The sequence below is a fragment of the Frigidibacter sp. genome (genome assembly GCF_030695035.1).
Classification (GTDB): domain Bacteria; phylum Pseudomonadota; class Alphaproteobacteria; order Rhodobacterales; family Rhodobacteraceae; genus Frigidibacter.
In genome coordinates this window covers 26,945-49,927 of the sequence record NZ_JAUYTT010000008.1, presented here as the reverse complement: position 1 = coordinate 49,927, position 22,983 = coordinate 26,945, and the positions used below count along the sequence as shown (strand labels likewise).

Annotated in this window: 24 protein-coding genes and 1 pseudogene; 13 read left to right on the top strand and 12 right to left on the bottom strand. The window is 66.4% G+C overall.

What is annotated here, in order from left to right:
• Positions 1-145 precede the first annotated feature (145 nt).
• The 5 genes and pseudogenes from lipB to Q8S30_RS04320 all read left to right on the top strand — a co-directional run.
• Positions 146-796, top strand: a pseudogene (lipB, locus tag Q8S30_RS04340) (lipoyl(octanoyl) transferase LipB); the annotation flags it as partial.
• Positions 797-926: 130 nt separating this feature from the next.
• Complete coding sequence (locus Q8S30_RS04335) at positions 927-1,340, top strand: cytochrome c family protein (RefSeq protein ID WP_371135441.1); 414 nt, start codon at positions 927-929, stop codon at positions 1,338-1,340.
• Positions 1,341-1,790: 450 nt separating this feature from the next.
• The gene (locus Q8S30_RS04330; RefSeq protein ID WP_305664813.1) at positions 1,791-2,627 is read left to right on the top strand and encodes a hypothetical protein; all 837 of its coding nucleotides are present in this window, start codon (positions 1,791-1,793) and stop codon (positions 2,625-2,627) included.
• Positions 2,628-3,017: 390 nt separating this feature from the next.
• Positions 3,018-4,697, top strand: a complete 1,680-nt coding sequence (locus Q8S30_RS04325; RefSeq protein WP_305664812.1) for a cytochrome c oxidase subunit 1 — start codon at positions 3,018-3,020, stop codon at positions 4,695-4,697.
• 2 nt (positions 4,698-4,699) lie between these two features.
• Positions 4,700-5,272, top strand: coding sequence for a DUF2244 domain-containing protein (locus Q8S30_RS04320; protein WP_305664811.1), 573 nt, complete (start codon positions 4,700-4,702; stop codon positions 5,270-5,272).
• Positions 5,273-5,366: 94 nt separating this feature from the next.
• On the opposite strand, the gene Q8S30_RS04315 is transcribed toward Q8S30_RS04320, so the two are convergent.
• The 5 genes from Q8S30_RS04315 to Q8S30_RS04295 all read right to left on the bottom strand — a co-directional run bounded on the left by Q8S30_RS04315 (position 5,367) and on the right by Q8S30_RS04295 (position 8,042).
• Complete coding sequence (locus Q8S30_RS04315) at positions 5,367-5,753, bottom strand: GFA family protein (RefSeq protein ID WP_305664810.1); 387 nt, start codon at positions 5,751-5,753, stop codon at positions 5,367-5,369.
• On the bottom strand, positions 5,750-6,301 hold the full coding sequence (locus Q8S30_RS04310) for a DUF2087 domain-containing protein (protein WP_305664809.1): 552 nt from the start codon (positions 6,299-6,301) through the stop codon (positions 5,750-5,752). The genes Q8S30_RS04315 and Q8S30_RS04310 overlap by 4 nt, the downstream gene beginning before the upstream one ends.
• A gap of 220 nt (positions 6,302-6,521) precedes the next feature.
• Positions 6,522-6,707: a DUF3008 family protein gene (locus Q8S30_RS04305; RefSeq protein ID WP_305664808.1), complete on the bottom strand. Its 186-nt coding sequence runs from the start codon at positions 6,705-6,707 to the stop codon at positions 6,522-6,524.
• Between the two features lie 70 nt (positions 6,708-6,777).
• Positions 6,778-7,347, bottom strand: coding sequence for an excalibur calcium-binding domain-containing protein (locus tag Q8S30_RS04300; protein WP_305664807.1), 570 nt, complete (start codon positions 7,345-7,347; stop codon positions 6,778-6,780).
• A 233-nt stretch (positions 7,348-7,580) separates the two neighbouring features.
• Positions 7,581-8,042 (bottom strand): GatB/YqeY domain-containing protein, encoded by a 462-nt coding sequence (locus Q8S30_RS04295; protein WP_305664806.1) that lies wholly within the window; start codon positions 8,040-8,042, stop codon positions 7,581-7,583.
• A gap of 195 nt (positions 8,043-8,237) precedes the next feature.
• On the opposite strand from Q8S30_RS04295, the gene carA reads away from it, so the two are divergent.
• Positions 8,238-9,404 (top strand): glutamine-hydrolyzing carbamoyl-phosphate synthase small subunit, encoded by a 1,167-nt coding sequence (gene carA / locus Q8S30_RS04290; RefSeq protein ID WP_305664805.1) that lies wholly within the window; start codon positions 8,238-8,240, stop codon positions 9,402-9,404.
• Positions 9,405-9,417: 13 nt separating this feature from the next.
• Here carA and Q8S30_RS04285 read toward each other — a convergent pair whose 3' ends face one another.
• Positions 9,418-9,918: a DUF4405 domain-containing protein gene (locus Q8S30_RS04285; RefSeq protein ID WP_305664804.1), complete on the bottom strand. Its 501-nt coding sequence runs from the start codon at positions 9,916-9,918 to the stop codon at positions 9,418-9,420.
• A gap of 183 nt (positions 9,919-10,101) precedes the next feature.
• Between Q8S30_RS04285 and Q8S30_RS04280 the strand changes: the two genes are divergently transcribed.
• Positions 10,102-12,147: a glycosyltransferase family 2 protein gene (locus Q8S30_RS04280; protein ID WP_305664803.1), complete on the top strand. Its 2,046-nt coding sequence runs from the start codon at positions 10,102-10,104 to the stop codon at positions 12,145-12,147.
• A gap of 3 nt (positions 12,148-12,150) precedes the next feature.
• On the opposite strand, the gene Q8S30_RS04275 is transcribed toward Q8S30_RS04280, so the two are convergent.
• A complete protein-coding gene (locus tag Q8S30_RS04275) occupies positions 12,151-12,783 on the bottom strand; it encodes a GntR family transcriptional regulator (RefSeq protein ID WP_305664802.1) in 633 nt (210 codons plus the stop codon).
• Positions 12,784-12,922: 139 nt separating this feature from the next.
• Between Q8S30_RS04275 and Q8S30_RS04270 the strand changes: the two genes are divergently transcribed.
• From Q8S30_RS04270 to Q8S30_RS04255, 4 genes are all read left to right on the top strand, one after another.
• Positions 12,923-13,570 carry a pyrimidine 5'-nucleotidase gene (locus Q8S30_RS04270; protein WP_305664801.1) on the top strand — a complete coding sequence of 216 codons (648 nt, stop codon included), beginning with the start codon at positions 12,923-12,925 and terminating at the stop codon, positions 13,568-13,570.
• 114 nt (positions 13,571-13,684) lie between these two features.
• On the top strand, positions 13,685-13,924 hold the full coding sequence (locus Q8S30_RS04265; protein WP_305664800.1) for a hypothetical protein: 240 nt from the start codon (positions 13,685-13,687) through the stop codon (positions 13,922-13,924).
• 81 nt (positions 13,925-14,005) lie between these two features.
• Entirely contained in the window at positions 14,006-15,205 is a 1,200-nt protein-coding gene (locus tag Q8S30_RS04260; RefSeq protein WP_305664799.1) for a UbiH/UbiF family hydroxylase, read from the top strand.
• A gap of 117 nt (positions 15,206-15,322) precedes the next feature.
• A complete protein-coding gene (locus Q8S30_RS04255; protein ID WP_305664798.1) occupies positions 15,323-16,414 on the top strand; it encodes a Hint domain-containing protein in 1,092 nt (363 codons plus the stop codon).
• Here the strand turns inward: Q8S30_RS04255 and Q8S30_RS04250 are convergent.
• Together Q8S30_RS04250 and Q8S30_RS04245 are read right to left on the bottom strand one after the other, a co-directional pair.
• Positions 16,411-16,869, bottom strand: a complete 459-nt coding sequence (locus Q8S30_RS04250; protein WP_305664797.1) for an Lrp/AsnC family transcriptional regulator — start codon at positions 16,867-16,869, stop codon at positions 16,411-16,413. The genes Q8S30_RS04255 and Q8S30_RS04250 overlap by 4 nt on opposite strands.
• 87 nt (positions 16,870-16,956) lie before the next feature.
• Positions 16,957-17,415 (bottom strand): Lrp/AsnC family transcriptional regulator, encoded by a 459-nt coding sequence (locus Q8S30_RS04245; protein WP_305664796.1) that lies wholly within the window; start codon positions 17,413-17,415, stop codon positions 16,957-16,959.
• 124 nt (positions 17,416-17,539) lie between these two features.
• Between Q8S30_RS04245 and ilvC the strand changes: the two genes are divergently transcribed.
• A complete protein-coding gene (gene ilvC, locus Q8S30_RS04240; protein ID WP_305664795.1) occupies positions 17,540-18,562 on the top strand; it encodes a ketol-acid reductoisomerase in 1,023 nt (340 codons plus the stop codon).
• A 52-nt stretch (positions 18,563-18,614) separates the two neighbouring features.
• Here ilvC and Q8S30_RS04235 read toward each other — a convergent pair whose 3' ends face one another.
• Entirely contained in the window at positions 18,615-19,115 is a 501-nt protein-coding gene (locus Q8S30_RS04235) for a hypothetical protein (protein WP_305664794.1), read from the bottom strand.
• Between the two features lie 289 nt (positions 19,116-19,404).
• On the opposite strand from Q8S30_RS04235, the gene Q8S30_RS04230 reads away from it, so the two are divergent.
• Positions 19,405-20,589, top strand: a complete 1,185-nt coding sequence (locus tag Q8S30_RS04230; RefSeq protein ID WP_305664793.1) for an OpgC family protein — start codon at positions 19,405-19,407, stop codon at positions 20,587-20,589.
• A gap of 1 nt (position 20,590) precedes the next feature.
• On the opposite strand, the gene glmM is transcribed toward Q8S30_RS04230, so the two are convergent.
• Both glmM and folP read right to left on the bottom strand, forming a co-directional pair.
• The gene (gene glmM, locus Q8S30_RS04225) at positions 20,591-21,934 is read right to left on the bottom strand and encodes a phosphoglucosamine mutase (protein WP_305664792.1); all 1,344 of its coding nucleotides are present in this window, start codon (positions 21,932-21,934) and stop codon (positions 20,591-20,593) included.
• Positions 21,931-22,947, bottom strand: coding sequence for a dihydropteroate synthase (gene folP, locus Q8S30_RS04220; protein ID WP_305664791.1), 1,017 nt, complete (start codon positions 22,945-22,947; stop codon positions 21,931-21,933). Before folP ends, glmM begins: the two co-directional genes overlap by 4 nt.
• Between the last annotated feature and the right edge of the window lie 36 nt (positions 22,948-22,983).

Below are 22,983 nucleotides of genomic sequence, written 5' to 3'. Positions count from 1 at the left end.
CAATCCGCTTTGCAATCATCGCATTTCTCCTCCGAAAGACTCACCGTTAAATGCGGCGCATTTTATCACGGATTGCCCGTCCCGCCGCGCATATTCCTCCTGTCCCGTTAAGCACCACTTACCGGCAGCCAAGGTTTCAAGGAGACCCGCGATGGTCGAATGGATCCACAGCAAGGCCCCCGTCCCCTACCCCGCCGCGCTGGCGGAGATGGAGGCGCGGGTGGCCGCGATCTCGGCCGGCACCGCGTCTGAGGCGATCTGGCTGCTGGAGCATCCGCCGCTTTACACTGCCGGCACCTCGGCCAACCCCGCCGATCTGGTGCAGCCGGATCGCTTCCCGGTCTTTGCGGCCGGGCGCGGCGGGCAATACACCTATCACGGCCCCGGCCAGCGCGTCGCCTATGTGATGCTGGACCTCAACACCCGCGGCCGCGACGTGCGCCGCTTCGTCTGCACGCTGGAGGATTGGGTGATCGCCACGCTGGCCGAGTTCAACGTAAAGGGCGAGCGCCGCGCCGGCCGCGTCGGCGTCTGGGTCACGCGGCCGGACAAGGCGCCCAACCTTGACGGCACGGCGCGCGAGGACAAGATCGCCGCCATCGGCGTCAAGCTGCGCCGCTGGGTCAGCTTCCACGGCATCTCGATCAATGTCGAACCGGACCTGAGCCATTTCGACGGCATCGTGCCCTGCGGCATCCGCGAGCATGGGGTGACCAGCCTTGTCGATCTGGGCCTGCCGGTGACGATGGCCGATCTCGATGCCGCGCTGGCCGTCACCTTCCCGCGGGTGTTCTGAGCCGCACACGTTGCCGCACACGTCATTGCGCTGCATCCGCCTTATTGCGTGCTTCATGCGACACCATAGCTCATGGTATGGGCGGGGGTCGGGCCCTATTTGCCCTCTCGCTACCGAACCGGAGGAAGCCATGATCAGACTGCCGCTTTTCGCGGGCCTTGCCGCCCTCGCCCTTGCCACCCCCGCCCTTGCCCAGGACGCCGTCAAAGGTGAGTCCGAGTTCAAGAAATGCAAAGCCTGCCACGCGATCGTCGCCGATGACGGCACCGAGATCGTCAAGGGCGGCAAAGTCGGCCCGAACCTCTACGGCATCGTCGGGCGCACCGTCGCCTCTGAAGCCGATTTCAAGTACAGCGACAGCATCGCCGCCGTTGGCGCGTCGGGCCTCGTCTGGGACGAGGCAGAGCTGGCCGCCTACATGACCGATCCCAAGGCCTGGCTGGTCGAAAAGACCGGCGATGCCGGTGCCAAGACCAAGATGACCTTCAAGCTGGCCAAGAATCAGGCAGACGTCACCGCCTTCCTCGCCTCGGCCGGGCAGTAACGCGGGCCTAAGCCTGCGCAGGCAGCTCCCGGCCCCGCCACCAAGCGGGGCCGTTTGGTCAATTAGTCCCGGACGCAGGGTCTGCTTGAGGATGAAGCGACTGGCCATGCCGAGCTCCGCTCCGAGTCCACAGCGGACACACGCAGATGCCGCAGCGAATGCGGGCTCAGCGCAAGGGGGCGGCTATTCCACACATCCGTTGAACTGCTTCCGCCCGCGAGCAACGATCGGGCATCTGTCTCGTGAGCGTCTTGATGGGCTCCCTAACCTTTGGCGTCGGCCCTAGCTCTACCCGATACGCTGGTAAGCTAGTGCGAAGTACTTGCCAAAAAGGATAAGGGCCGCCCATATAGAGCGGCCCTCTCTAGAGCGTCGGTGTCCGTCACGACGAGTCGCGCTGCCGACATTGATCCGACGTTTCAGGGACCACGATAGAGGGAGACGCGAAGAATGTCAAGATTTCTGACGCCCGACGATGCGAACCACATCTCAGACTTTCTGTCAGCGCCTCGCCTGCAAACCTTTCTGAACCTCACAAAATCGGGCCTTCGCGAAGACGCAATTGAGTTGCACCAAGCAACCATGAGCTTGGGTATTGCGGTCATGGCCGTCACGGGGTTGATCGAAGTCTCGCTGCGCAACGCTGCGTGTAAGCAACTTAACATGATGTTCGGGCGGACTGACTGGCTGCGGAATCCGCCTTTGGCACTCCAGTGGCAAGACCTCGAAGGCAACTCGATCAGGCGGGCGCAGAAGCAGGCTCGCCGCGCAGCATACTCGAAGATGACCGGCCCCCAGAAGGCTGCGCTGGATGCTCAGGCGTTCCCTGATGGCAAGCCTCCGGGCATGTCACATGAAGACGTGGCGTCCCGACGACAAGCGACAATAGCTGTCGCTGACAGCCAAGTCATCGCCCAGCTCACGATGCACTTCTGGAAACGCCTCTTCTCCGATCAGTATGAGGCCATGCTCTGGAAGCGCGGCCTGCGGAAGATCTTCCCAAACAAGACTCTGAGCCGCGCCAATATCGCCTCGCATCTTGAAGTCATCTACGAAATGCGGAACCGGCTCGCGCACCATGAACCCGTTTACGGCAGCAGGTTGGACGCTGTTCTGGAGGCAATCTCCTTCGTCTCCACCTACCTTGGCAACCGCGATCCGAACGTGGTCAGCCCGTTCGCGAAGCTTATCATGCCTCAACGCGACATTCTCTCAGGCCAGGTCGCAATTATGCGCTCGACCTTTGATCGCCTGACTCCGCCACCGGCAGCGCCCGCTGGCGGCTAGCTCCAGCATATGGTGACGAAAGCAACCGCATCGGGAGCTAAGATTACGCTTACAGCGTGTATGGACGATCTCGGCCCTAGCGAGGCCGATGAGGCTGCAGGTGCAGCGAAGATTCGCTCCGTCCGCACAGCAGACCACCAACCTACAGCGTCTCAAACCCTTCCGACATGCCAACACCCGCCCCTCGGCCGTGGAGCAGCAGGCAGCTCCAAGTCGACCGTTTGCTGCCGGCCATGCCCTGCACCGGACCATTTGCCACATCGGGTGAGGCATATTTTCGCAGCCTTCCCCCCCGTCTGCGATTGCCGAGCCCCCCAACTCGCCCTATGACAAATGCAGACATGCCGCGGGGGGGAGACCCGCGCATGTGGCATGGAACGGGAGATAATCATGGCCGACGCAGCCATTCATGGCCACGGGCAACATGAACAGCGCGGGTTCTTCACGCGCTGGTTCATGTCCACGAACCACAAGGACATCGGTGTCCTCTACCTCTTCACCTCGGGCTTCGTAGGCCTGCTTTCGGTCATCTTCACCGTCTATATGCGGATGGAGCTGATGGAGCCGGGCGTGCAATACATGTGCCTCGAAGGCGCGCGGTTCATCGCCGACGCCGCTTCCGAGTGTACCCCGAACGGCCACCTCTGGAACGTGATGATCACCTATCATGGTGTTCTGATGATGTTCTTCGTGGTGATCCCCGCGCTCTTCGGCGGCTTTGGCAACTACTTCATGCCGCTGCAGATCGGTGCGCCGGACATGGCCTTCCCGCGGCTGAACAACCTCAGCTACTGGCTCTATGTCGCGGGCTGCGCCCTCGGCGTCGCCTCGATGCTGACCCCGGGCTCGTCCGATGGCCAGCTGGGTGCGGGCGTCGGCTGGGTGCTCTACCCGCCGCTGTCGACCCAGAACGCCGACACCATCTCGATGGACCTCGCGATCTTCGCTGTCCACGTTTCGGGCGCCTCCTCGATCCTCGGCGCGATCAACATGATCACCACCTTCCTGAACATGCGCGCCCCGGGGATGACCCTGCACAAGGTGCCGCTGTTCGGCTGGTCGATCTTCGTGACCGCCTGGCTGATCCTGCTGTCGCTGCCCGTCCTGGCCGGCGCCATCACCATGCTGCTGACCGACCGGAACTTCGGCACCACCTTCTTCCAGCCCGAAGGCGGCGGCGACCCGGTCCTGTATCAGCACATCTTGTGGTTCTTCGGCCACCACGAGGTCTACATCATCATCCTGCCGGGCTTTGGCATCATCAGCCATGTCATCTCGACCTTCAGCCGCAAGCCGATCTTCGGCTATCTGCCGATGGTCTATGCGATGGTGTCGATCGGGGTTCTGGGCTTCGTGGTCTGGGCGCACCACATGTACACCGTCGGCCTGTCGCTGACCCAGCAGAGCTACTTTATGCTGGCGACGATGGTCATCGCGGTGCCCACCGGCATCAAGGTCTTCTCGTGGATCGCCACCATGTGGGGCGGCTCCATCGAGTTCAAGACGCCGATGCTCTGGGCCTTCGGCTTCCTGTTCCTGTTCACCGTCGGCGGCGTGACCGGCGTGGTGCTCAGCCAGGCCGCTGTCGACCGGGTCTACCATGACACCTACTATGTCGTGGCGCACTTCCACTACGTGATGTCGCTTGGCGCCGTCTTCGCCATCTTCGCCGGGGTCTATTTCTGGATCGGCAAGATGTCGGGCCGCCAATACCCCGAATGGGCAGGCAAGCTGCACTTCTGGGCGATGTTCCTCGGCGCGAACCTCACCTTCTTCCCGCAGCACTTCCTGGGCCGCAACGGGATGCCGCGCCGCTACATCGACTACCCTGAGGCCTTTGCCTTCTGGAACTACATCTCCTCGATCGGCGCCTTCATCTCCTTCGCGTCCTTCGTGTTCTTCATCGGCATCGTGTTCTACACCCTGTTCGCCGGTCGCCGCGTGACCGAGAACAACTACTGGAACGAATATGCCGATACGCTGGAATGGACCCTGCCTTCGCCGCCCCCGGAGCATACGTTCGAAACGCTCCCCAAGCGCGAAGACTGGGACAAGCATCCCGCGCACTGACCATGCCGCATGAATGGGTCACCCGGCCTATGAGGGCCCCGGAGCAATCCGGGGCCTTTCCCATGCGCCAATCCCCCGAAGCCATCGCCGCCGCCCTGATCGGCGAGGCCGATGGCACGCCGCTGGCCGAACTCCACCTCTGGCCCTACCGCTCGCTCCCGCGCCGCGGCTTCGTGATCTTCATCGCCGCCACGGCCGGGCTGCTGCTGCTGCCGCTGCTGGCAGTCCTCGGCTCACCCGTGCTCTGGGGGATCCTGCCCTTCCTGATGATCGCGGTCGGCGGCGTCTGGCTCGCCCTGCAACGCAGCTACCGCGACGGCGAGGTGCTGGAGGTGCTGCGCCTCTTCCCCGCCCGCATCGACCTCAGCCGGCAAGACCGCCGCGGCACACGGAAGGAGTGGCAGGCCAACCCCTATTGGGTCAGCCTGCACCTCCACCCCAAGGGCGGTCCGGTGCCGGATTACCTGACGCTGAAGGGCAATGGCCGCGAGGTGGAGCTTGGCGCCTTCCTTGCACAAGAAGAGCGCGTGGCCCTGCACGGGGAGCTGCGCGAGATGCTGGCGGGGCTGCGGTAATAGGGGGGAGCGCCGGGGGTTTCACACCCCCGGACCCCCCCGTGGGATATTTGGAACAAGGCAAAGGGCAATCGGCCGGGAACTGCGCCGATCCCTACTGCGCGTTCTGCGGCAGCCCATCGGCGATGTCGTAATAATCGCCCTTGTCGGCGACGAAAATATGGATGTGCAGCCGCGTCCCCGTCTCGCCCTCGAACGCCCCCATCGCCACGGCGATGGAGTCCCGGTGCGGCGGATCGAAGAACAGTTGCGAGCCACAGGTCCCGCAGAACCCGCGACGCACTTTCTCCGAGGATTGATACCACCGGACCGCATCCTCGCCCTGCACGGTCAGCCGGTCCCGTGGCACATCCGTCGAGGCGAAGTAATGCCCCGACAGCTTGCGGCACATCGTGCAATGGCAGGCGTCGGCCGGTGCCAGCCCGCCTTCCACCTCGAAGCGCACAGCGCCGCAGAGGCAGGCGCCCTTGTGAGTGCTCATGACTTTTCTCCTCCAGATTTCCGCCGCGCCGCCACCCGCCGGATCACCTCCCGCGCCTCGGCTGGCGGGGCAAGCTCCCGCCGCTGATAGTCAAGGCCCCCCGGGCTGCGGGTGAACAGGCCCATCCCGATCAGCTCGCGCCGCAGCAAGGCGGCATCGCCAAAGCCGTGAAGCCGGTTCAGCAAACGGCTCACCTCCCGCTCTCCCAGCACCGCGTCCGCCGGAAGGCCTGCCCACAGCGCCCAGAGGCACAGCATCTGCACCTGCCGGCGCGAGGGCCATTGCGCCAGCCCGCCGCCCGCATCGAAATATCGCAGGGCGCGCTCCACCTGCGCATGATCCGCTTGCGCAGGTGGCGCAGTCTCCATCCGCACCTGTGCGGCGCTGATCGCGCGCAGGTGCTGGTAGTTGCGCAGCCCGGCGGCGCGGGCCAGCATGTTGAGCAGTTCCAGATGCGAGGGCGCGCCCCGCTCCTTGATCCCGGCCCCCAGATGGCGGGCAAAGCTGGACAGGTCGGAAACGGCAAGCGGTATCGGTGTACGGGTCATGACAAGATCCTGTTGGGCGCCGGAAATGCCGTGGTCGCTGACTTGCGGGCGCGGCGCGGGACAGGTCTGTCTGTGCTGCGATGCCTATGGCAGGTTTAGCTTCCCTTTCGGGACAGCGACGCCTCGGGAACTGCCGACCAAGGGCAGAATAGCAAGGGCGGCGCGGGCGGTGCAAGGGGGATTTGAGAGCCAATCCTGATGACACCCTTGACGGCGCGCGTCACGTGTCCTTCTTCTCCGGCAGCCCCTTGCGCTTGGTCTCGGCCAGCTCCTTGAGCTCGCTTTCGGTCATCGAGTTGACCATGCCCTTCGATGCGCCCTTCAACTCCGATTTCGCGGTCTCGCCGCGCTTGGCCGACAGCGCCGCGCCCGCCGCCTTCTGCTGTGCCTTGGATTTCGCTGGCATCGCTGCCTCCGTCAGTTGGTCACCGCGGATCAACGAAAAAGGGCCGCCGGTGTTCCCACGTCGCGGGCGATCAGCAGCCGTAGACCTTGTTCCCGTTCGCGCTGTAGTAATACCGCCCGCCCCGCGGCCCCGTGTGGCAGGTCGGTGAGAAGGATCGCCGCGGCGTATAGGTGACCGGCTTGGGCTTGTACTTGGCCACGCTCGATTTCAGCGTCTTACCCCATTCGCAGGCGTTGCCGTCCCCGTCCCCGTCCAGTCGGTGCGGATCCCGGTTCGGGCCACCGCTTGCAAGGAAGAACCGCTGCGCGGCGCCTGCCGATGAAAAATCGGCGCAGTTCTTGTCCTCGCGGGGGGAGGCCTCGGTAGCGCTGCGGGCATAGAGCGGTCGCCCGACTGTCCCAACGGTCGTGGCACCAACATAGGAGGTTGAACCATAGGTCGTCTTGCATTGCAGCGCGCCCCTGGCCCCAAGCTCGGCTTCGATTGCCAACAGTCCCGCCCCGCGGGCCGTCATATGTGCCGAGCACAGCGCGGCAGTGGTCTGCCTCGCAAGCGCCTCGCTCTGCGAAGACTGCGAGGCACCACAGGCCGCGGTGAGGAGCACGAGCCCCGCGGCCAGCACCGACTTTGCGTTCAGCATGAAACCTCCCGACACCCTGCCAGCAGGAGAGGGCACCTCGCCCGATTCTCCAAGCATCAATCGGCCGTCTCGGGCTGCGGCACTTTCTCGCCCAAACGCGGCAGCGGCGATGGCCATGGCCCGAACCGCCACCCTACCGCGCCTTCCCCCCCGCCGGGGAGGGCCGAAAAATCATATGTATGACGTCTGTATGGTTTCCATATGCATTCCATACGCCACCCAAGCCGCCAGCCTCACCCCAGACGGTCCTTCACCGCAGCCCCTGCCGCCGCGAAATCCATCTGCCCGGTATAGCGCGCCTTCAGCGCCGCCATCACCTTGCCCATGTCACGGATGCTGCCGGCGCCGGTCTCGGCGACCGCAGCGTCGATGGCAGCTGCCACTTCATCGGCCGTCAGTTGCCGCGGCAGGAACTCCTCGATCACCTTGATCTCGCTCAGTTCCTTCTCGGCCAGCTCCAGTCGCCCGCCCTCTTCATAGGCGCGCGCGCTCTCTTGCCGTTGCTTCACCATCCGGCCCAGGATCGCCAGGATATCGCTGTCGGCCACCCCCTGCTCGCCGCCGCCCTCGCCGCGCAGCGCGATATCCTTGTCCTTGATGGCGGCATTGATCAGCCGCAGCGTCGAAAGCCGGTCAGCCTCCTTCGCCCGCATCGCATCCTTCAGTGCCGAACCGATCCGGTCGCGCATGTTCATCCGATTTCCCATCCCCATGAGGTTCTAGGCGCGCATTCTACCTGCTTCGCCGGCGCGGCACAACCAAGCCGCATTGCAGCAAACCCTTGATTCCCTTCACGTTTGCGAAATGCAAACCTGCCCCCGCGCCAACCCTTGACCCTGCCTGCCCGCCCCCGTAGGTTCCGCGGGATTTAAGGCCCGGGGAGTCGCGCCATGTCCGCCAGCCATCAGCCAACACCGAAACCGACCGCCTGCCTCGCGCTTGCGGATGGCACCGTGTTCTACGGAACCGGCTTCGGCGCCACCGGCGAGACGGTGGCAGAGCTTGTCTTCAACACCGCCATGACCGGCTATCAGGAGATCATGACCGACCCCTCCTATGCCGGGCAAGTCGTGACCTTCACCTTCCCCCATATCGGCAATACCGGCGTGACGGAGGAGGATGACGAGACCGCAGACCCAGTCGCCGCCGGCATGGTGGTGAAATGGGACCCGACAGAGCCGTCGAACTGGCGCGCCACCGGCGATCTGGTCGCTTGGCTCGAAAAGCGCGGCCGCATCTGTATCGGCGGGCTCGACACCCGCCGCCTGACCCGCGCGATCCGCCAGCAAGGCGCGCCGCATGTTGCGCTTGCGCATGATCCGGACGGGAATTTCGACCTCGCCGCCCTCGTCGCCAAGGCCCGCGCCTGGCAGGGGCTGGTCGGGCTCGATCTGGCGAAAGACGTGACCTGCGCGCAATCCTACCGCTGGAACGAGATGCGGTGGGCCTGGCCCCAGGGCTATCAGCCGCGCACCGAGCCAGGGATGAAGGTCGTCGCCATCGACTATGGCGCCAAGCGCAACATCCTGCGCTGCCTGGCTTCTGCCGGCTGCGACGTGACCGTGTTGCCTGCGACTGCCACCGCCGAAGAGGTGATGGCGCTGAACCCCGAGGGCGTGTTCCTGTCGAACGGCCCTGGCGATCCGGAAGCCACCGGCGCCTATGCGGTGCCGACCATCCGCGGCCTCTTGGACCGCGACATCCCGGTCTTCGGGATTTGCCTTGGCCATCAGATGCTTGCGCTGGCGCTTGGCGCCAAGACCATCAAGATGAACCACGGTCATCACGGTGCCAACCATCCCGTGAAGGACATGGAAACCGGCAAGGTCGAGATCACCAGCATGAACCACGGCTTCACCGTGGACAGCCAGACCCTGCCCGAAGGCGTGATGGAAACCCATGTGAGCCTGTTTGACGGGTCGAACTGCGGGATCCGCATGGCGGACCGCCCGGTCTTCTCGGTGCAATATCACCCCGAGGCGAGCCCCGGCCCGCAGGACAGCTACTACCTGTTCGAACGCTTCGCCGAGGCGATGCGCGCCAAGCGCACCGCCTGAGGCAGCCTTCGGGTCACTCGGCGCTGTTCAGCATCGCGGCCATCACCGTCATTTCAGCCTGACCGCTGGCAAGGATCGCATCCGCGACCGGCTGACCCGGGGCTGCCAGCGCCACACCGGCGGCTTGCAGGCGCGCGGTCAGCTCTTCGGGTGTCACGTCCAGAACCGGCGCGATCTCGGCCACCGGATGCGCCAGCACCTGCCGGGCGAGCACGAAGGGCGCGGGGGCGCCGGCCGCGGCGTCGCCGGTAGGCCACAGGAACACCGCCGCCATCGCCAGTGACAGCGCCATCGCGATCCCCATCGGGGCGCGGGTCAGGTACATCTTCATCGGCCGCCAGTTCTTCCAGACATGCAGCACGAAGGGCAGGATCAGCAGCAGGCTAAGCCATTCATGCATGCCGTGAAACCCCATGGGGCCGACATGGAAGAACAGCGCGAGGCCCGAGATCAGCGAAACCAGAAACAGGCCGGTGATGAACGGGGTGGCGTAGCGGTTGAAGAGGGATAGCATGGTCGTCTCCTAGGGCAGCCCGGACCGGGCGAACGTCCCTGATACGGCTGGGCCTTGGGGTTCCGCCGCGCGCCGGCAGAAATAACCTGTCTCTGGCGCGCGCCCCCAAGGTGATTAATCCCCCGTTAACCTTGGCGGGGCAAAGCTGCGCGAAAGCCCTTACCCCCTGGCCCCGCGCGCAGAATGCCCCAGACACCGCAGCTTCGGCTTATTTCCTCGCCCCCTGCGGCGCCCCAGCCCGCGCGGCTGGTCCGCACGCGCGCGGCGCGAAAGCCACTGGGGCAGATCCTGCTGGAGGCAGGGGCGGTCGATCCCGGCGACCTGCTGCGCGCCGTGGCAATGCGCGACCGACAGGACTTGCCGCTTGGCGACATCTTGCAGGCGCATGGCTGGGTGGCCGAGGCCGACCTGATGGCGGCGCTGGCCACGCAATGGGACGCCGAGGCGCTGGACCTGATCGGCCAGCGCCCCGATCCGCGGCTGGTAGACCGACTTGGCGCGGAAACCTGCCTGCGTCAGGCGGTGCTGCCCTGGCGCCGGGCGGGCGGCGCCACCGTGATCGCGACCGCCCGGCCCGATGCCTTTCAGGCTCTTCTTCCGCAGCTGACGGCAGAGTTCGGCCCCTGCGCGATGGCGCTTGCGCCCGAGCGTGACATCCACTCCGCCCTGCTGGCAAGCCGCCAGACCCGGCTGGTGCGCAAGGCCGAAGCGCAGGTCCCGGCCGAGCTCAGCTGCCGCGGCGCCGATGCGGCGCGCAGCGCGCGGGTGGCGCTGGCGCTGCTGGTGCTGCTGGCGGCCGGACTGCTGCTGGCGCCAGTGCTGGTGCTGGGGACGCTGCTGGCCTGGACGCTTGTCACGCTGCTGCTGGCGCAGGGGCTGAAGCTGGCCGCGCTGCTGGTGATGCTGCGCCCGCATGCGCCACCAAGCCATTCAGCAGAGCGGGCGCCCGACGGTGTGCTGGCCCTGCCCGCCCGCCACGGCCGGCCGGACCGGCTGCCAATGGTGTCGATCATGGTGCCAATGTTCCGCGAGCATGATATCGCCCCCCGGCTGGTGCAGCGGCTTGGCCGGCTCGATTATCCCAAGGAACTGCTCGATATCCTGCTGGTGATCGAGGAGGAGGATATGGTCACCCGCACGGCGCTGTCCGCCGCCGATCTGCCGCACTGGATGCGCACCGTGGTGGTGCCGCAGGGCCCGATCAAGACCAAGCCGCGCGCGCTCAACTTCGCGCTGAACTTCTGCCGCGGCAGCATCATCGGGGTCTATGACGCCGAGGATGCCCCCGATGCCGACCAGATCCACAAGGTCGTGCGCCGCTTTGCCGAAGCGCCCGAGGATGTGGTCTGCCTGCAGGGAATCCTCGATTTCTACAATCCGCGCACCAACTGGCTGTCGCGCTGCTTCACAGTCGAATATGCCAGCTGGTTCCGCGTGGTGCTGCCCGGCATTGCCCGCATGGGGCTGGTGGTGCCACTGGGGGGCACGACGCTGTTCTTCCGCCGGGGGCCGCTGGAGGAGCTGGGGGGATGGGACGCGCATAACGTCACAGAGGATGCCGATCTCGGCCTGCGCCTCGCGCGGCGCGGCTACCGGACCGAGCTGATCCACACCGTCACCGGCGAGGAGGCCAATTGCCGGGCGTTGCACTGGGTCAAGCAACGCTCGCGCTGGCAAAAGGGCTATGCGATGACCTGGGGCGTGCATATGCGCAATCCCGCCCGCCTGTGGCGCGAGCTTGGGGCCTGGCGGATGTTCGGCTTTCAGGTGATGTTCCTCGGCTCGCTGACCCAATCCCTGCTGGCGCCGCTGCTCTGGACCTTCTGGGTGCTGGCCCTCGGCCTGCCACATGCCTTCGCCGCCGCATTGCCGGGCTGGATGCTGCCGGCGATGACCGCGCTTTTCCTGGGGTCCGAGGCGGTGAACATCCTCTGCGGCCTCTGGGCGGTGCGCGGCCCCAGGCACCGCCATCTGATGCCCTGGGTGCCGACGTTGCACCTCTACCACCCGCTTGGCACCCTCTCGGCCTGGAAGGCCCTGCATGAGGTGGTGACGAAACCCTTCTACTGGGACAAGACCCAGCATGGTCTGTTCGACGGCAGCCATGAAGAAGCGGAAGACGAAGAGGTGCTGGTGGCACCCCCGCCCTTCGCGGTGCCGATGCCATTACCGATGCCCATGCCCATCCCGGTGCCAGCGGCGTCCCCGCAGCACCCAGCCCCGCGCTGAGCCTCAGCGAGAGCGCAGCTCGCCCGCGTCCAGCTTCAGCCGCGTCTCAAACGCCTTGGAGATATGGGCCCTGAGCGCCAGCTGTGCCGCCTCCTCGTCCCGGGCCTCGATGGCGCGGACGATGGCGTCATGCTCGGCCAATGCGGTCTCGGTCCGCCCCTCGGCCGCCAGCGAGGTCGAGGCCAGAAGCGCCATCGAGCGATGCACAAGGTCGAGCTGCTGCACCAGATAGCGGTTGTGCGAGGCAAGGTGGATCAGCTTGTGGAACCGCCGGTTGGCCCGGCTCAGCGCCTTGGGATCGTTGAGCAGCAGCCGGTCGGTCTCGACCATCTCACGCAGCACCCGCGTTTCCTCGGGGCTCGCATGGCGCGCGGCCAACCGGGCGGCCAGCCCTTCCAGCTCGGCCCTCACCACGTAAAGCTCTGCCAGCTGGTTGTGATCGAGGCTCGCCACGATCAGGCTGCGCCCGTCGCGGGTCAGCATCGATTGCGTCTCCAGCCGCTGCAGCGCCTCGCGGATCGGGGTGCGCGACACGCCGAAACGCTCGGCCAGCTCCGATTCCACCAGCCGGTCGCCCGGGCGGTAGGTGCCGGCATCGATGGCCTCGAGGATCAGCGTATAGGCGTCTTTCTGCATCCGGCGTTCCCGTGCCCGTCCCTTGGTGGCGATAGGCGGGAACCCTAAGCGCGGCGGGCGGCCAAGGGCAAGGCATGAAGCGCCGCACCCCCCGCCGCGAACCGTTGCAGCCCCGCGCCCCCGCCGCTAGGATCGCCGCATGCCCGCACAGCACTTCACCCATGTCAGCCACTGGGTCTTTGACCTCGACAACACGCTTTATCACCCCTCGGCGCGGCTGTTCGACCAGATAGAGGTCCGCATGACCGCCTGGGTGATGGAGGCGCTGAAGGTCGAACAGGCCGAAGCCGACCGCCTGCGCCGCCATTACTGGCAGCTTTACGGCACCACGCTGGCGGGGCTGATGCACGAACACGGGCTCGACCCGGCGCCCTATCTGGTTGATGTGCATGATATTTCCATGGACCACCTGACCCCCGACCCCGAGCTGCGCGCCGGCATCGCCGCGCTGCCGGGCCGCCGGATCGTCTATACCAACGGGTCCGCCCCCTATGCCGAACGGGTGCTGGCGGCGCGGGGGCTGTCGGGCCTCTTCGATGCGGTCTATGGCGTGGAACATGCGGGCTTCCGCCCCAAGCCCGAACGCGCCGCCTTCGAGGCGATCTTTGCCGCGGACGGGCTGGACCCTGCCTGCGGCGCGATGTTCGAGGATGATCCGCGCAACCTGACAGCGCCGCACGCGATGGGGATGCGCACCGTGCATGTTGCGCCCGAACCCGCCCCTGCTGGCCATATCCACCACCACACCGACGATCTGGCGGGCTTCCTCGCACAGCTGCGCGGCTGACCTCGCACTTGGCCCAAGGCTCAGCCTGCGGCACGCGGTCACACTGCGGCAATCTGCTGCCTGTTCCGCTGCGCGCCGCGCAGGCAATGTACCGCCCGCGAACAGGAGACTCATATGACCGACATAACCCAAGCGCCCCTGGCGCGCCGCTGGTACTTCCATATCCCGATCTTCGGCTGGATCGCCCGCGATCTGTCCCGCGATTTCGAGGGGAATATCTGGTTTGCCATCATCTTGCTGATCAGCCTGGTGGGCATCGCGGTGTTGACCTGGGGCCTGCCCGCCCTTGGCCTGATCGCCGTCGCCTCGGTGCCGGTGGTCTTTGTCGTGCTGATCATGATCACCCTCGGCTGACGGCCCAGGGCGGCGGCGACCCATTGCCGCTTGGACAGCCCGCCCCCGCCGCGCTAGATCAGCGGTCAGGAGGGCCAAGACATGGCACATGATGCGACTGACATCCTGATTTCCGGCGGCGGTGTCGCCGGGCTGACCGCGGCGGCGGCTTTCGGTGCCGCGGGCTTCCGCGTCACCTGCGTCGATCCCGCGCCGCCCGTCACCTCGGATACCGATGCCGGCGCCGATCTGCGCACCACGGCCTTCCTGCAGCCCTCGATCCCGGTACTGCAGGCGGCGGGGCTGTGGGACCGGCTGGAGCCCTTCGCCACCCCCCTGCAGGTGATGCGCATCGTCGATGCCGGCGGGGCCGAACCGCAGGCGCGGATCACCCGCGACTTCAACTCTGCCGATATCTCCGACCAGCCCTTTGGCTGGAACCTGCCCAACTGGCTCTTGCGGCGCGAGATGGTGGCGCGGCTGGCGGACATGCCTAACGTCGATTTCCGCCCCGGCACCGGTTTTGCCAGCATGGTCCCGCGCGAGAGCGGCGCCATCGTCACCCTGACCGATGGCAGCCACATCCACACACGCATGGTCGTGGCCGCCGATGGCCGCAACAGCCCGGTGCGCGAGGCGCTTGGCATTGCCACCCGCACCACCCGCTACGGCCAGAAGGCGCTGGCCTTCGCCGTCACCCACCCGATCCCGCATGGCAATGTCTCGACCGAGATCCACCGCTCGGGCGGCCCCTTCACGCTGGTGCCGCTGCCCGACCGGGATGGCCTGCCCTCCTCCGCCGTGGTCTGGATGGAACGGGGGCCAGAGGCGGAACGGCTCGCTGGCCTGCCGGTGCCGGAGTTCGAGGCCGAGATGACGCTGCGCAGCTGCGGCCTCTTCGGTCCGCTGACCCTCGCCACCCGCCGCCCGCTCTGGCCGATGATCAGCCAGATCGCCGCGCGCTTCCACGGCCCCCGCACCGCATTGATCGCCGAGGCTGCGCATGTGGTACCGCCGATCGGCGCGCAGGGGCTGAACATGAGCCTGTCGGACCTGCGGGTGCTGCTGGAGCTTGCCTCTGCCACACCCGAACAGATCGGCGAGCCGGCGATGCTGACCGCCTATCACCGCCGCCGCTGGCCCGAGGTGCAGGCCCGCGTCGCCGGGATTGACCTGCTGAACCGCGCCTCGATGCTGGAACCGCGCCCGCTGCGCGACCTGCGGGCCGGCGCGCTGAACGCGCTCTACTCGCTGGCACCGGTACGCAAGACACTGATGCGCGCGGGGCTTGGCGTGCGCTGACGGCGCAGGGGCTGAGGCGCGATAACGCGCGGGGGCTGTGGCGCGATGACCACAGCCCCGCCCGAACCGCCCCAATTTGCCTCATTTCAGACACAATCTTCGGCCACCCGTAGATTGATGGCACAAAGCTCGATCCAGATCATCTCGACCGACAGCGTCACCGTGACCCACGCGGATGGCTCGCCCACGCGCAACGGCAACGTCATCGAGAACGCGCTGAACGGCAACGCCTTCGGCTGGGAGGTTCCCGACAACCTGTCGATCACCGTGTCGACCGCAGCGCCGGTGACGATCAGCTTTGACGATGCCGATGGGGTGCTGACCGACGATCCGGTGTCGGGCGCCAGAGTCGTCGATCAGCGGCTGACCGCGCCGGTGACCATCGACGGTGTCACCTACACGCCCAATGACACCACGATCCGCTGGCAGAATCCGGCGCCGGTCTATGTGGAAAACGAATACGAGGTCGTGCTGTTCGACGCGGCCGGCACCGCCTACACGATGGTCGGCGTGTCGATCACCACCGGCTATTCCACCACCGTCGTCGGCGTGATGTTCGACGGTGCCGCGCCCCCCGCCGGAACCACGCTCTACTACATCCAAGGCAAGTCCAGCTATACCGGCCTCGGCCAGTCCACCGCGATCGGCAATGCCACCATCTGCTTCCTGCGCGGCACGCTGATCGACACGCCGCAGGGCCGCATTCCGGTGCAGGATCTGATGGCGGGCGATGCGGTCACGACGATGGACCACGGCGTGCAACCCATCCGCTGGATCGGCAGCAGCCGCGTGTCAGGGCTTGGCGCGCTCGCCCCGATCCGCATCGGCGCCGGCGCGCTTGGCAATGACCGTGACCTGCTGGTGTCACCCAACCACCGGATGCTGCTGACCGGCCCGCGCGCCGAGCTGCTGTTCGGCGAGCGCGAGGTGCTGATGGCGGCAAAGTTCCTGACCGCCGATGCGCGGGTGCGGGCAGAGCCCTGCGACGTGGCCGAGTATTACCACATCCTCTTCGACCGGCATGAGATCATCTTCGCCGAAGGCGCCCCCGCCGAAAGCCTGCATATGGGCGGCGAAGCGATCAGCGCGCTGGAGGCAGAGGCCCGGGCCGAAATCGCCGCGATCTTCCCCGATCTGCAGCAGCGCACCGCCGGCCTCTCCCGCCCCGCCCTGACAAGGGTCGAGGCGCAGGTGCTGATGGCTGCTTAGCCCAAAGGCCCCGGCCGCCGCTCCTCCGACAGCAGCACATTCGCCTCCACCTGCCCCACCCCCGGCAGCGTCATGATCCGCCGCCGCAGCACCCGCTCGAAATCGGCAATGTCGCGCGCTACGACCCGCAAGCGGTAGTCGAACAGCCCCAGCACATGCTGCACCACCTGCACTTCGGGGATCGCCGTCACCGCCCGCTCGAAATCCTCGAGGCTGACGCGGCCCTTGGTCGCCAGCTTGATCCCCAGGAACACCGTCACCCCGAACCCAAGCGCCTCGCGGTTCAGCACCACGCGCCGCCCCTTCAGGATCCCCGCCTCCTCCAGCCGCCGGATCCGCCGCCAGGCGGCGGGCTGGCTGAGCCCAAAGCGCCGCCCAAGCGCCCCCGCGCTCTGCACCGCATCCGCCGACAGCGCCCGCAGCAGCGCCCGATCAATGTCATCAAGGTCAATCATGGGTTCTCACGTCATCATCTTCTTGCTGGTGAAAATATCCCGGGAGGGGTCCGGGGAGGGCAGCGCCCTCCCCGGCGCCAGCCAAGCTCACAACGGCAAACTCTCCGCCTCCTTGATCGTCGCAATCAGCATCAGCGCCTCGATATCGGCGATATGCGGCAGGGTCAGGATGCGGCGGCGGTAGATCTCCTGATATTGCGCCATGTCGCGGGCGATCACGTTCAACCGCACATCGACGCGGCCGAGGAAGGTCTCGATCCCGATCACCTCGGGCACCTCGCGCGCCGCGGCGATGAAATCGTCAAACGCCCGCGGATCGGTCTTGTCGAGCGTGAAGCGCAGGCTGACCTCCACACCATAACCAAGCGCGCGCCAGTCGATCACCGCCTCCTGCCCGCGCAGGATGCCCTCGGCCCGCAGCCGCTCCAGCCGCCGCCAGCAGGTGGCGGTGGTTACCCCCGCCCGCCCGGCAAGGTCGGCGGTGGACAGCATCGGATCGGCCAGAAGATGGCGCAGGATGCGGCGGTCGGTATCGTCTGCAGACATATTTCACATATCACTGTTTTGGCGCATGATCTTTGCCACAAAGCCGCCAGATCGTCAAACTTTGCAGCCCGCACATCGCCGCACTGCCTATGATCCCGGCATCACCTCCTGAAAGGACGCCCCAATGCGCGTGTATTATGACCGTGACTGCGACATCAACCTGATCAAGGACAAGAAGGTCGCCATCCTCGGCTATGGCAGCCAGGGCCATGCCCATGCGCTGAACCTGCGCGACTCTGGCGCCAAGAACCTCGTCGTCGCGCTGCGCGAGGGCTCGCCCTCGGCCAAGAAGGCCGAAGCCGAAGGCCTGAAGGTCATGGGCATCGCCGAAGCCGCCGCCTGGTGCGACCTGATCATGTTCACCATGCCCGACGAGCTGCAGGCCGACACCTACAAGAAATACGTCCATGACAACCTCAAGGACGGCGCCGCCATCGCCTTCGCCCACGGCCTCAACGTGCATTTCGGGCTGATCGAGCCGAAGCCGGGCGTCGATGTCATCATGATGGCCCCCAAGGGCCCCGGCCATACCGTGCGCGGCGAATACACCAAGGGCGGCGGCGTGCCCTGCCTCGTGGCCGTGCATCAAGATGCCTCGGGCAAGGCCATGGAACTGGGCCTCTCCTACTGCTCGGGCATCGGCGGTGGCCGTTCGGGCATCATCGAGACCAACTTCCGCCAGGAATGCGAAACCGACCTGTTCGGCGAGCAGGCCGTGCTGTGCGGCGGGCTGGTCGAGCTGATCCGCATGGGTTTTGAAACCCTGGTCGAAGCCGGCTACGAGCCGGAAATGGCCTATTTCGAATGCCTGCACGAAGTGAAGCTGATCGTAGACCTGATCTATGAAGGCGGCATCGCCAACATGAACTACTCGATCAGCAACACTGCCGAGTACGGCGAATACGTCTCCGGCCCGCGCATCCTGCCCTATGAGGAAACCAAGGCCCGCATGAAAGCCGTGCTGACCGACATCCAGACCGGCAAGTTCGTGCGTGACTTCATGCAGGAAAACGCCGTCGGCCAGCCGTTCTTCAAGGCCACCCGCCGCATCAATGACGAACACCAGATCGAGAAGGTCGGTGAAAAGCTGCGCGCGATGATGCCCTGGATCTCCAAGGGCAAGATGGTCGACAAGGCCCGCAACTAAGCGATCCTTCGACCCAACCGGAAAGGGCGCCCCGCGGGGCGCCCTTTTTCGTTCAGTATTTGCCCAGTTCCACCGTCACCTGCTCCAGCGTCTTGCCGGCCGCATCGACGGCCGAGACGACGGCGAAATAGCGGTGCCCCGTGCCGCCGGAACAGGGCGGCAGATATCCGGGCGAGGCGTATTTGCCCGAGGACTTGGCCCGTGCCACCACCGCCGCGCCGGCCGGCATCTTCTTGGTATGGCCCGGCACCGGCGGCAGCGACGCCGTCGGGCCGCTGACCGTAAAGCCGATGGTGCCGTGGCCGCCCTGCTTTGACAGCGGCGGGTAGTCGCGGTCGTTGAAGGCTACGACGACCTGCGCAGTTCCGGCCGGCAGGCCCGTCACCGTCATCGGCGGGGTCGCGCCCTTGCCGCTTCGGTTGAACTTGCACTGCTGACCTTGTGGAACGGTCACTCCGTCCCAGGGCGCGCCAAGCGCCACGGTCATGGCCGCAAGCGCGGCCGGTGTAGAGGCGAGAAACAGGAAAACAGCAGCAATCAGAGTTTTGCGCATGAAAATCTCTCTCGTGACAGCACGTCCCAACACGCGTGCACCGAAGTTTTGCACCCGCCCCGATTCCCGGCAAGACCATCCCTGCTGCAGCGCAGCGCCTATGCATCGGCGGGCAGGCGCCGGTCCGGGGCTCTCGGTGCATAAGCACGGGAACCGAAGCGCCCCCCTGCGGCTTTTGCCCCCGAACCTCCGTGCATTCCCCAAGCGGTGATGCCGGCCCGGCGCAGATCCTGCGCGGGCCGGACCCGTTCGGCTCTGCCCGGCACAACGCGAGATGAGGATTGCCGACATGCGGCTTGCAATTCTGGACGGATTCCGGGGGTTCTTCCTCCTGTTCATGATGATCGCCCATGCGAACGCGTATCTCAGCGCGCCGCTTGGCAAGTTCAATCACCACTATTTCGGCTGGGTCGAGGATGCGCAGGGCTTCGTCTTCATCTCGGGCCTCGTCGTCGCGCTGGTCTATGCCCGCAGCCTGCTGCGCAAGGGCGAGGTCGCCATGCGCGAGGGCATCGGCGCGCGGATCCGCAAGATCTATACCTATCACGCCGCGCTGATCCTGTTCTTCCTCGCCTGCGCGCTGCTGCTGCCGTTGATCGGCATTCAGGCCGACATCCTGCGCCAGCAGGCCGAGGAACCCTTCGTCTTCACCCTCGCCTCGCTGTTCCTCGTCACCGGCACCATGCATATGGGCATCCTGCCGATGTACATCTTCTTCATGATCGCCACCCCTGCCGTGCTGGTGATGTTCCAAACGGGGCGCGCGCCGGTGGTGCTGGCCGGCTCCATCGCGCTGTGGCTGCTGGCCCAGACCGGCTGGCCGGACCTGATGCAGCTGCCGGTGGAGGCTGTGGCGGCTGGGGCGGGGCATCCCTTCAACATCGGCATCTATTTCAACATCTTCGGCTGGCAGGCGCTGTTTGTCGCGGGCCTGTGGATCGGCTGGCTGGTGACGAACCGGCAGCTGGATCTCGACCGGCTAAAGACGCCCGCCATGGCGCAGGTGTTCTGGATTGCGCTGGCCGCCTACCTGATGCTCGGCGTGTTCGACGTGATGGCCTATACCGGCTGGGGCGATGATGGCTGGCGCCGGTTGGCCTATGCCTCGATCGACCGCGGCAACCTGCATCCGATCTATGTGGTGGCCTTCGCGGTGAACCTCTACCTCGTCAGCTGGCTTGTGATCGCCGGCCCGTCGAGCCAATGGCGCGGCCTCGCGCTGGTGGGGCGCTTCATCGGCTGGCTGTTCACCCGCGACGCGCTGGTGCGCCTTGGGCAGCACTCGTTGCAGATCTTCGTGGCACATATCCTCGTGGTCTATGCCCTCTCCCTCTGGGCGCAGGACCGCGAGCCGCTCGCACCAATGACAGCGAACCTGCTCCTGCTCGCCAGCATCGCGCCGCTCTACGCCGTGGCGTGGTTGCATGACCGGGTGAAGGAACGCCGCGCGCTGGCTGCGGAGGCGCGCGCCTGACCTACGCCGCCCTCTCCAGGGCGGCGACGATCCCTTCGACCGAGCGGGCCAGCAAGTCCGCATCCTCGCATTCCGCCATCACCCGGATCAGCGGCTCGGTGCCCGACTTGCGGATCAGCAGCCGGCCCTGCCCCAGCAGCGCGGCTTCGGCCTCGGCAATCACCTTGCGCACCTCCGCATTCGCCAGCGGCTCCTGCCCCGCCTGATACCGCACATTCTTCAACATCTGCGGCACTGTCTCGAACTGCCGGACCAGCGCCGAGGCCGGCTTCCCGGTCTCGGCCATCGCCGCCAGGAACTGCAACCCGGCAATCAGCCCGTCCCCGGTGGTCGCATAGTCGGTCATCACGATATGCCCAGACTGCTCACCGCCAAGGTTGAAGCCGCCCTCGCGCATCCGCTCCACCACATAGCGGTCGCCGACTGCCGTCCGCTCCAGCCGCAGCCCGCGCGCCTGCAAGAACCGCTCCAGCCCCAGGTTCGACATCACCGTGGCAACCAGCGCCCCGCCCTTCAGCCGCCCGGCCTCGGCCCACCGCGCCGCCAGCAGCGCCATGATCTGGTCGCCATCCGCCACCCGGCCCGTCTCGTCGAGGATCATCACCCGGTCGGCATCGCCATCGAGGCTGATGCCCAGATCCGCCCCATGCGCCACCACCGCCTCGGCGGCGGTCTGGGTATAGGTCGATCCGCAGCGGTCATTGATATTGGTGCCGTTGGGCGTCACCCCGACCGGGATCACCTCGGCCCCCAGCTCCCACAGCACCTCTGGCGCGGCGCGGTAGGCGGCGCCATTGGCGCAATCCACCACCACCTTCAGGCCGGTCAGCCGGCCCCGATGCGGGAAGGTGGTCTTGGCATATTCGACATAGCGCGCCAGCCCGCCATCCACGCGCTTCGCCCGCCCGATATTCTCCGGCTGTGCCAGCCGGATCTCGCCGGCCAGCGCCGCCTCGATCTCGGCCTCGACCTCGTCCGACAGCTTGAACCCGTCGGGGCCAAAGAACTTGATACCATTGTCATGCGCCGGATTGTGGCTGGCCGAGATCATGATCCCCAGATCGGCGCGCATGGACCGGGTGAGGAACCCCACCGCCGGTGTGGGCACCGGCCCCAGCAGCAGCACGTTCATGCCGGTGGAGGTGAGGCCCGCGGTCAGCGCGTTTTCCAGCATGTAGCCCGACAGGCGGGTATCCTTGCCGATCACCACCCTATGCCCGTTGCGCCCATCCGTGCGGAACCAGCGCCCCGCCGCCGCGCCAAGCCGCAGCGCCATCTCGGCGGTCATCGGATAGGTGTTGGCGGTGCCGCGCACCCCGTCTGTGCCGAACAGATTGCGTGTCATGCGTCATATCCCATCTGCAATGCCTGCCAAAGCCGGATGCCCTGCGTCACCTCGGCCACATCATGAACCCTGTGGATCTGCACCCCCTGCGCCAGCGCCGCCAGCGTCAGCGCCAGCGTGCCGGGGGCGCGGTCCTCGGCCCGCTCTGCCCCGCCGATGCTGCCGATGAAGCGCTTGCGCGACACCCCCAGCAGGATGGGGCAGCCAAGCCCGTGGAACAGCGACAGCCCGCGCAGCAGCGTCAGGTTGTGCTGCAGCGTCTTGGCAAAGCCGATGCCGGGATCGATGCAGATCCGCGCGCGGGGAATGCCCGCCGCCTCCGCCACCGCGACCCGCTCCGCCAGCGCGTCATAGACGTCCAGCAGCACATCGTCATAGCGCGGGTCCAGATGCATCGTCTCGGGCGTGCCCTGGCTGTGCATCAGGCAGACCGGCGCGCCGGCATCGGCCACCACCCCCGCCAGTGCCGGGTCGAACTCCAGCCCCGACACATCGTTGACCAGATTGGCCCCAACCTGCAGCGCCACCCCCGCCACCGTGGCCTTGCGCGTGTCGATCGACACCGGCAGCGCGAAGCCGCCGTCACGCAGCGCCGCGATCACCGGGCCTGTGCGAGCCATCTCTTCGGCCGGGCACACCTCGGGCGCGCCGGGGCGGGTGGATTCGCCACCGATATCGAGGATCGCCATCCCCTCGGCTTCCATCTTGCGGGCCCGGGCCAGCGCCGCCTCGGGCGCCAGAAACCGGCCGCCATCGGAAAAGCTGTCGGGCGTCACGTTGAGGATGCCCATCACCTGCGGGCGGTCCATCGCCAGCCCCGCCAGATCGGGGCGGGGCGCACACAGCCGCTCGCGCACATCCTCCGGCAGATCGGCCGCCGCGATCAGCCCCTGCGAGCCCTCGCGGCTCAGCACCTCCACCCGGTCGAACCAGCACCAGCCTCCGGCCAGCATCAGGGCCCCTGGCGGGCGGATCGGGTCGGTCTGCGCAATCGGTCGGTAATATACGGTCATGCCGCCATTCAGCCCATCGCGCCGGGCTTGGCAAGC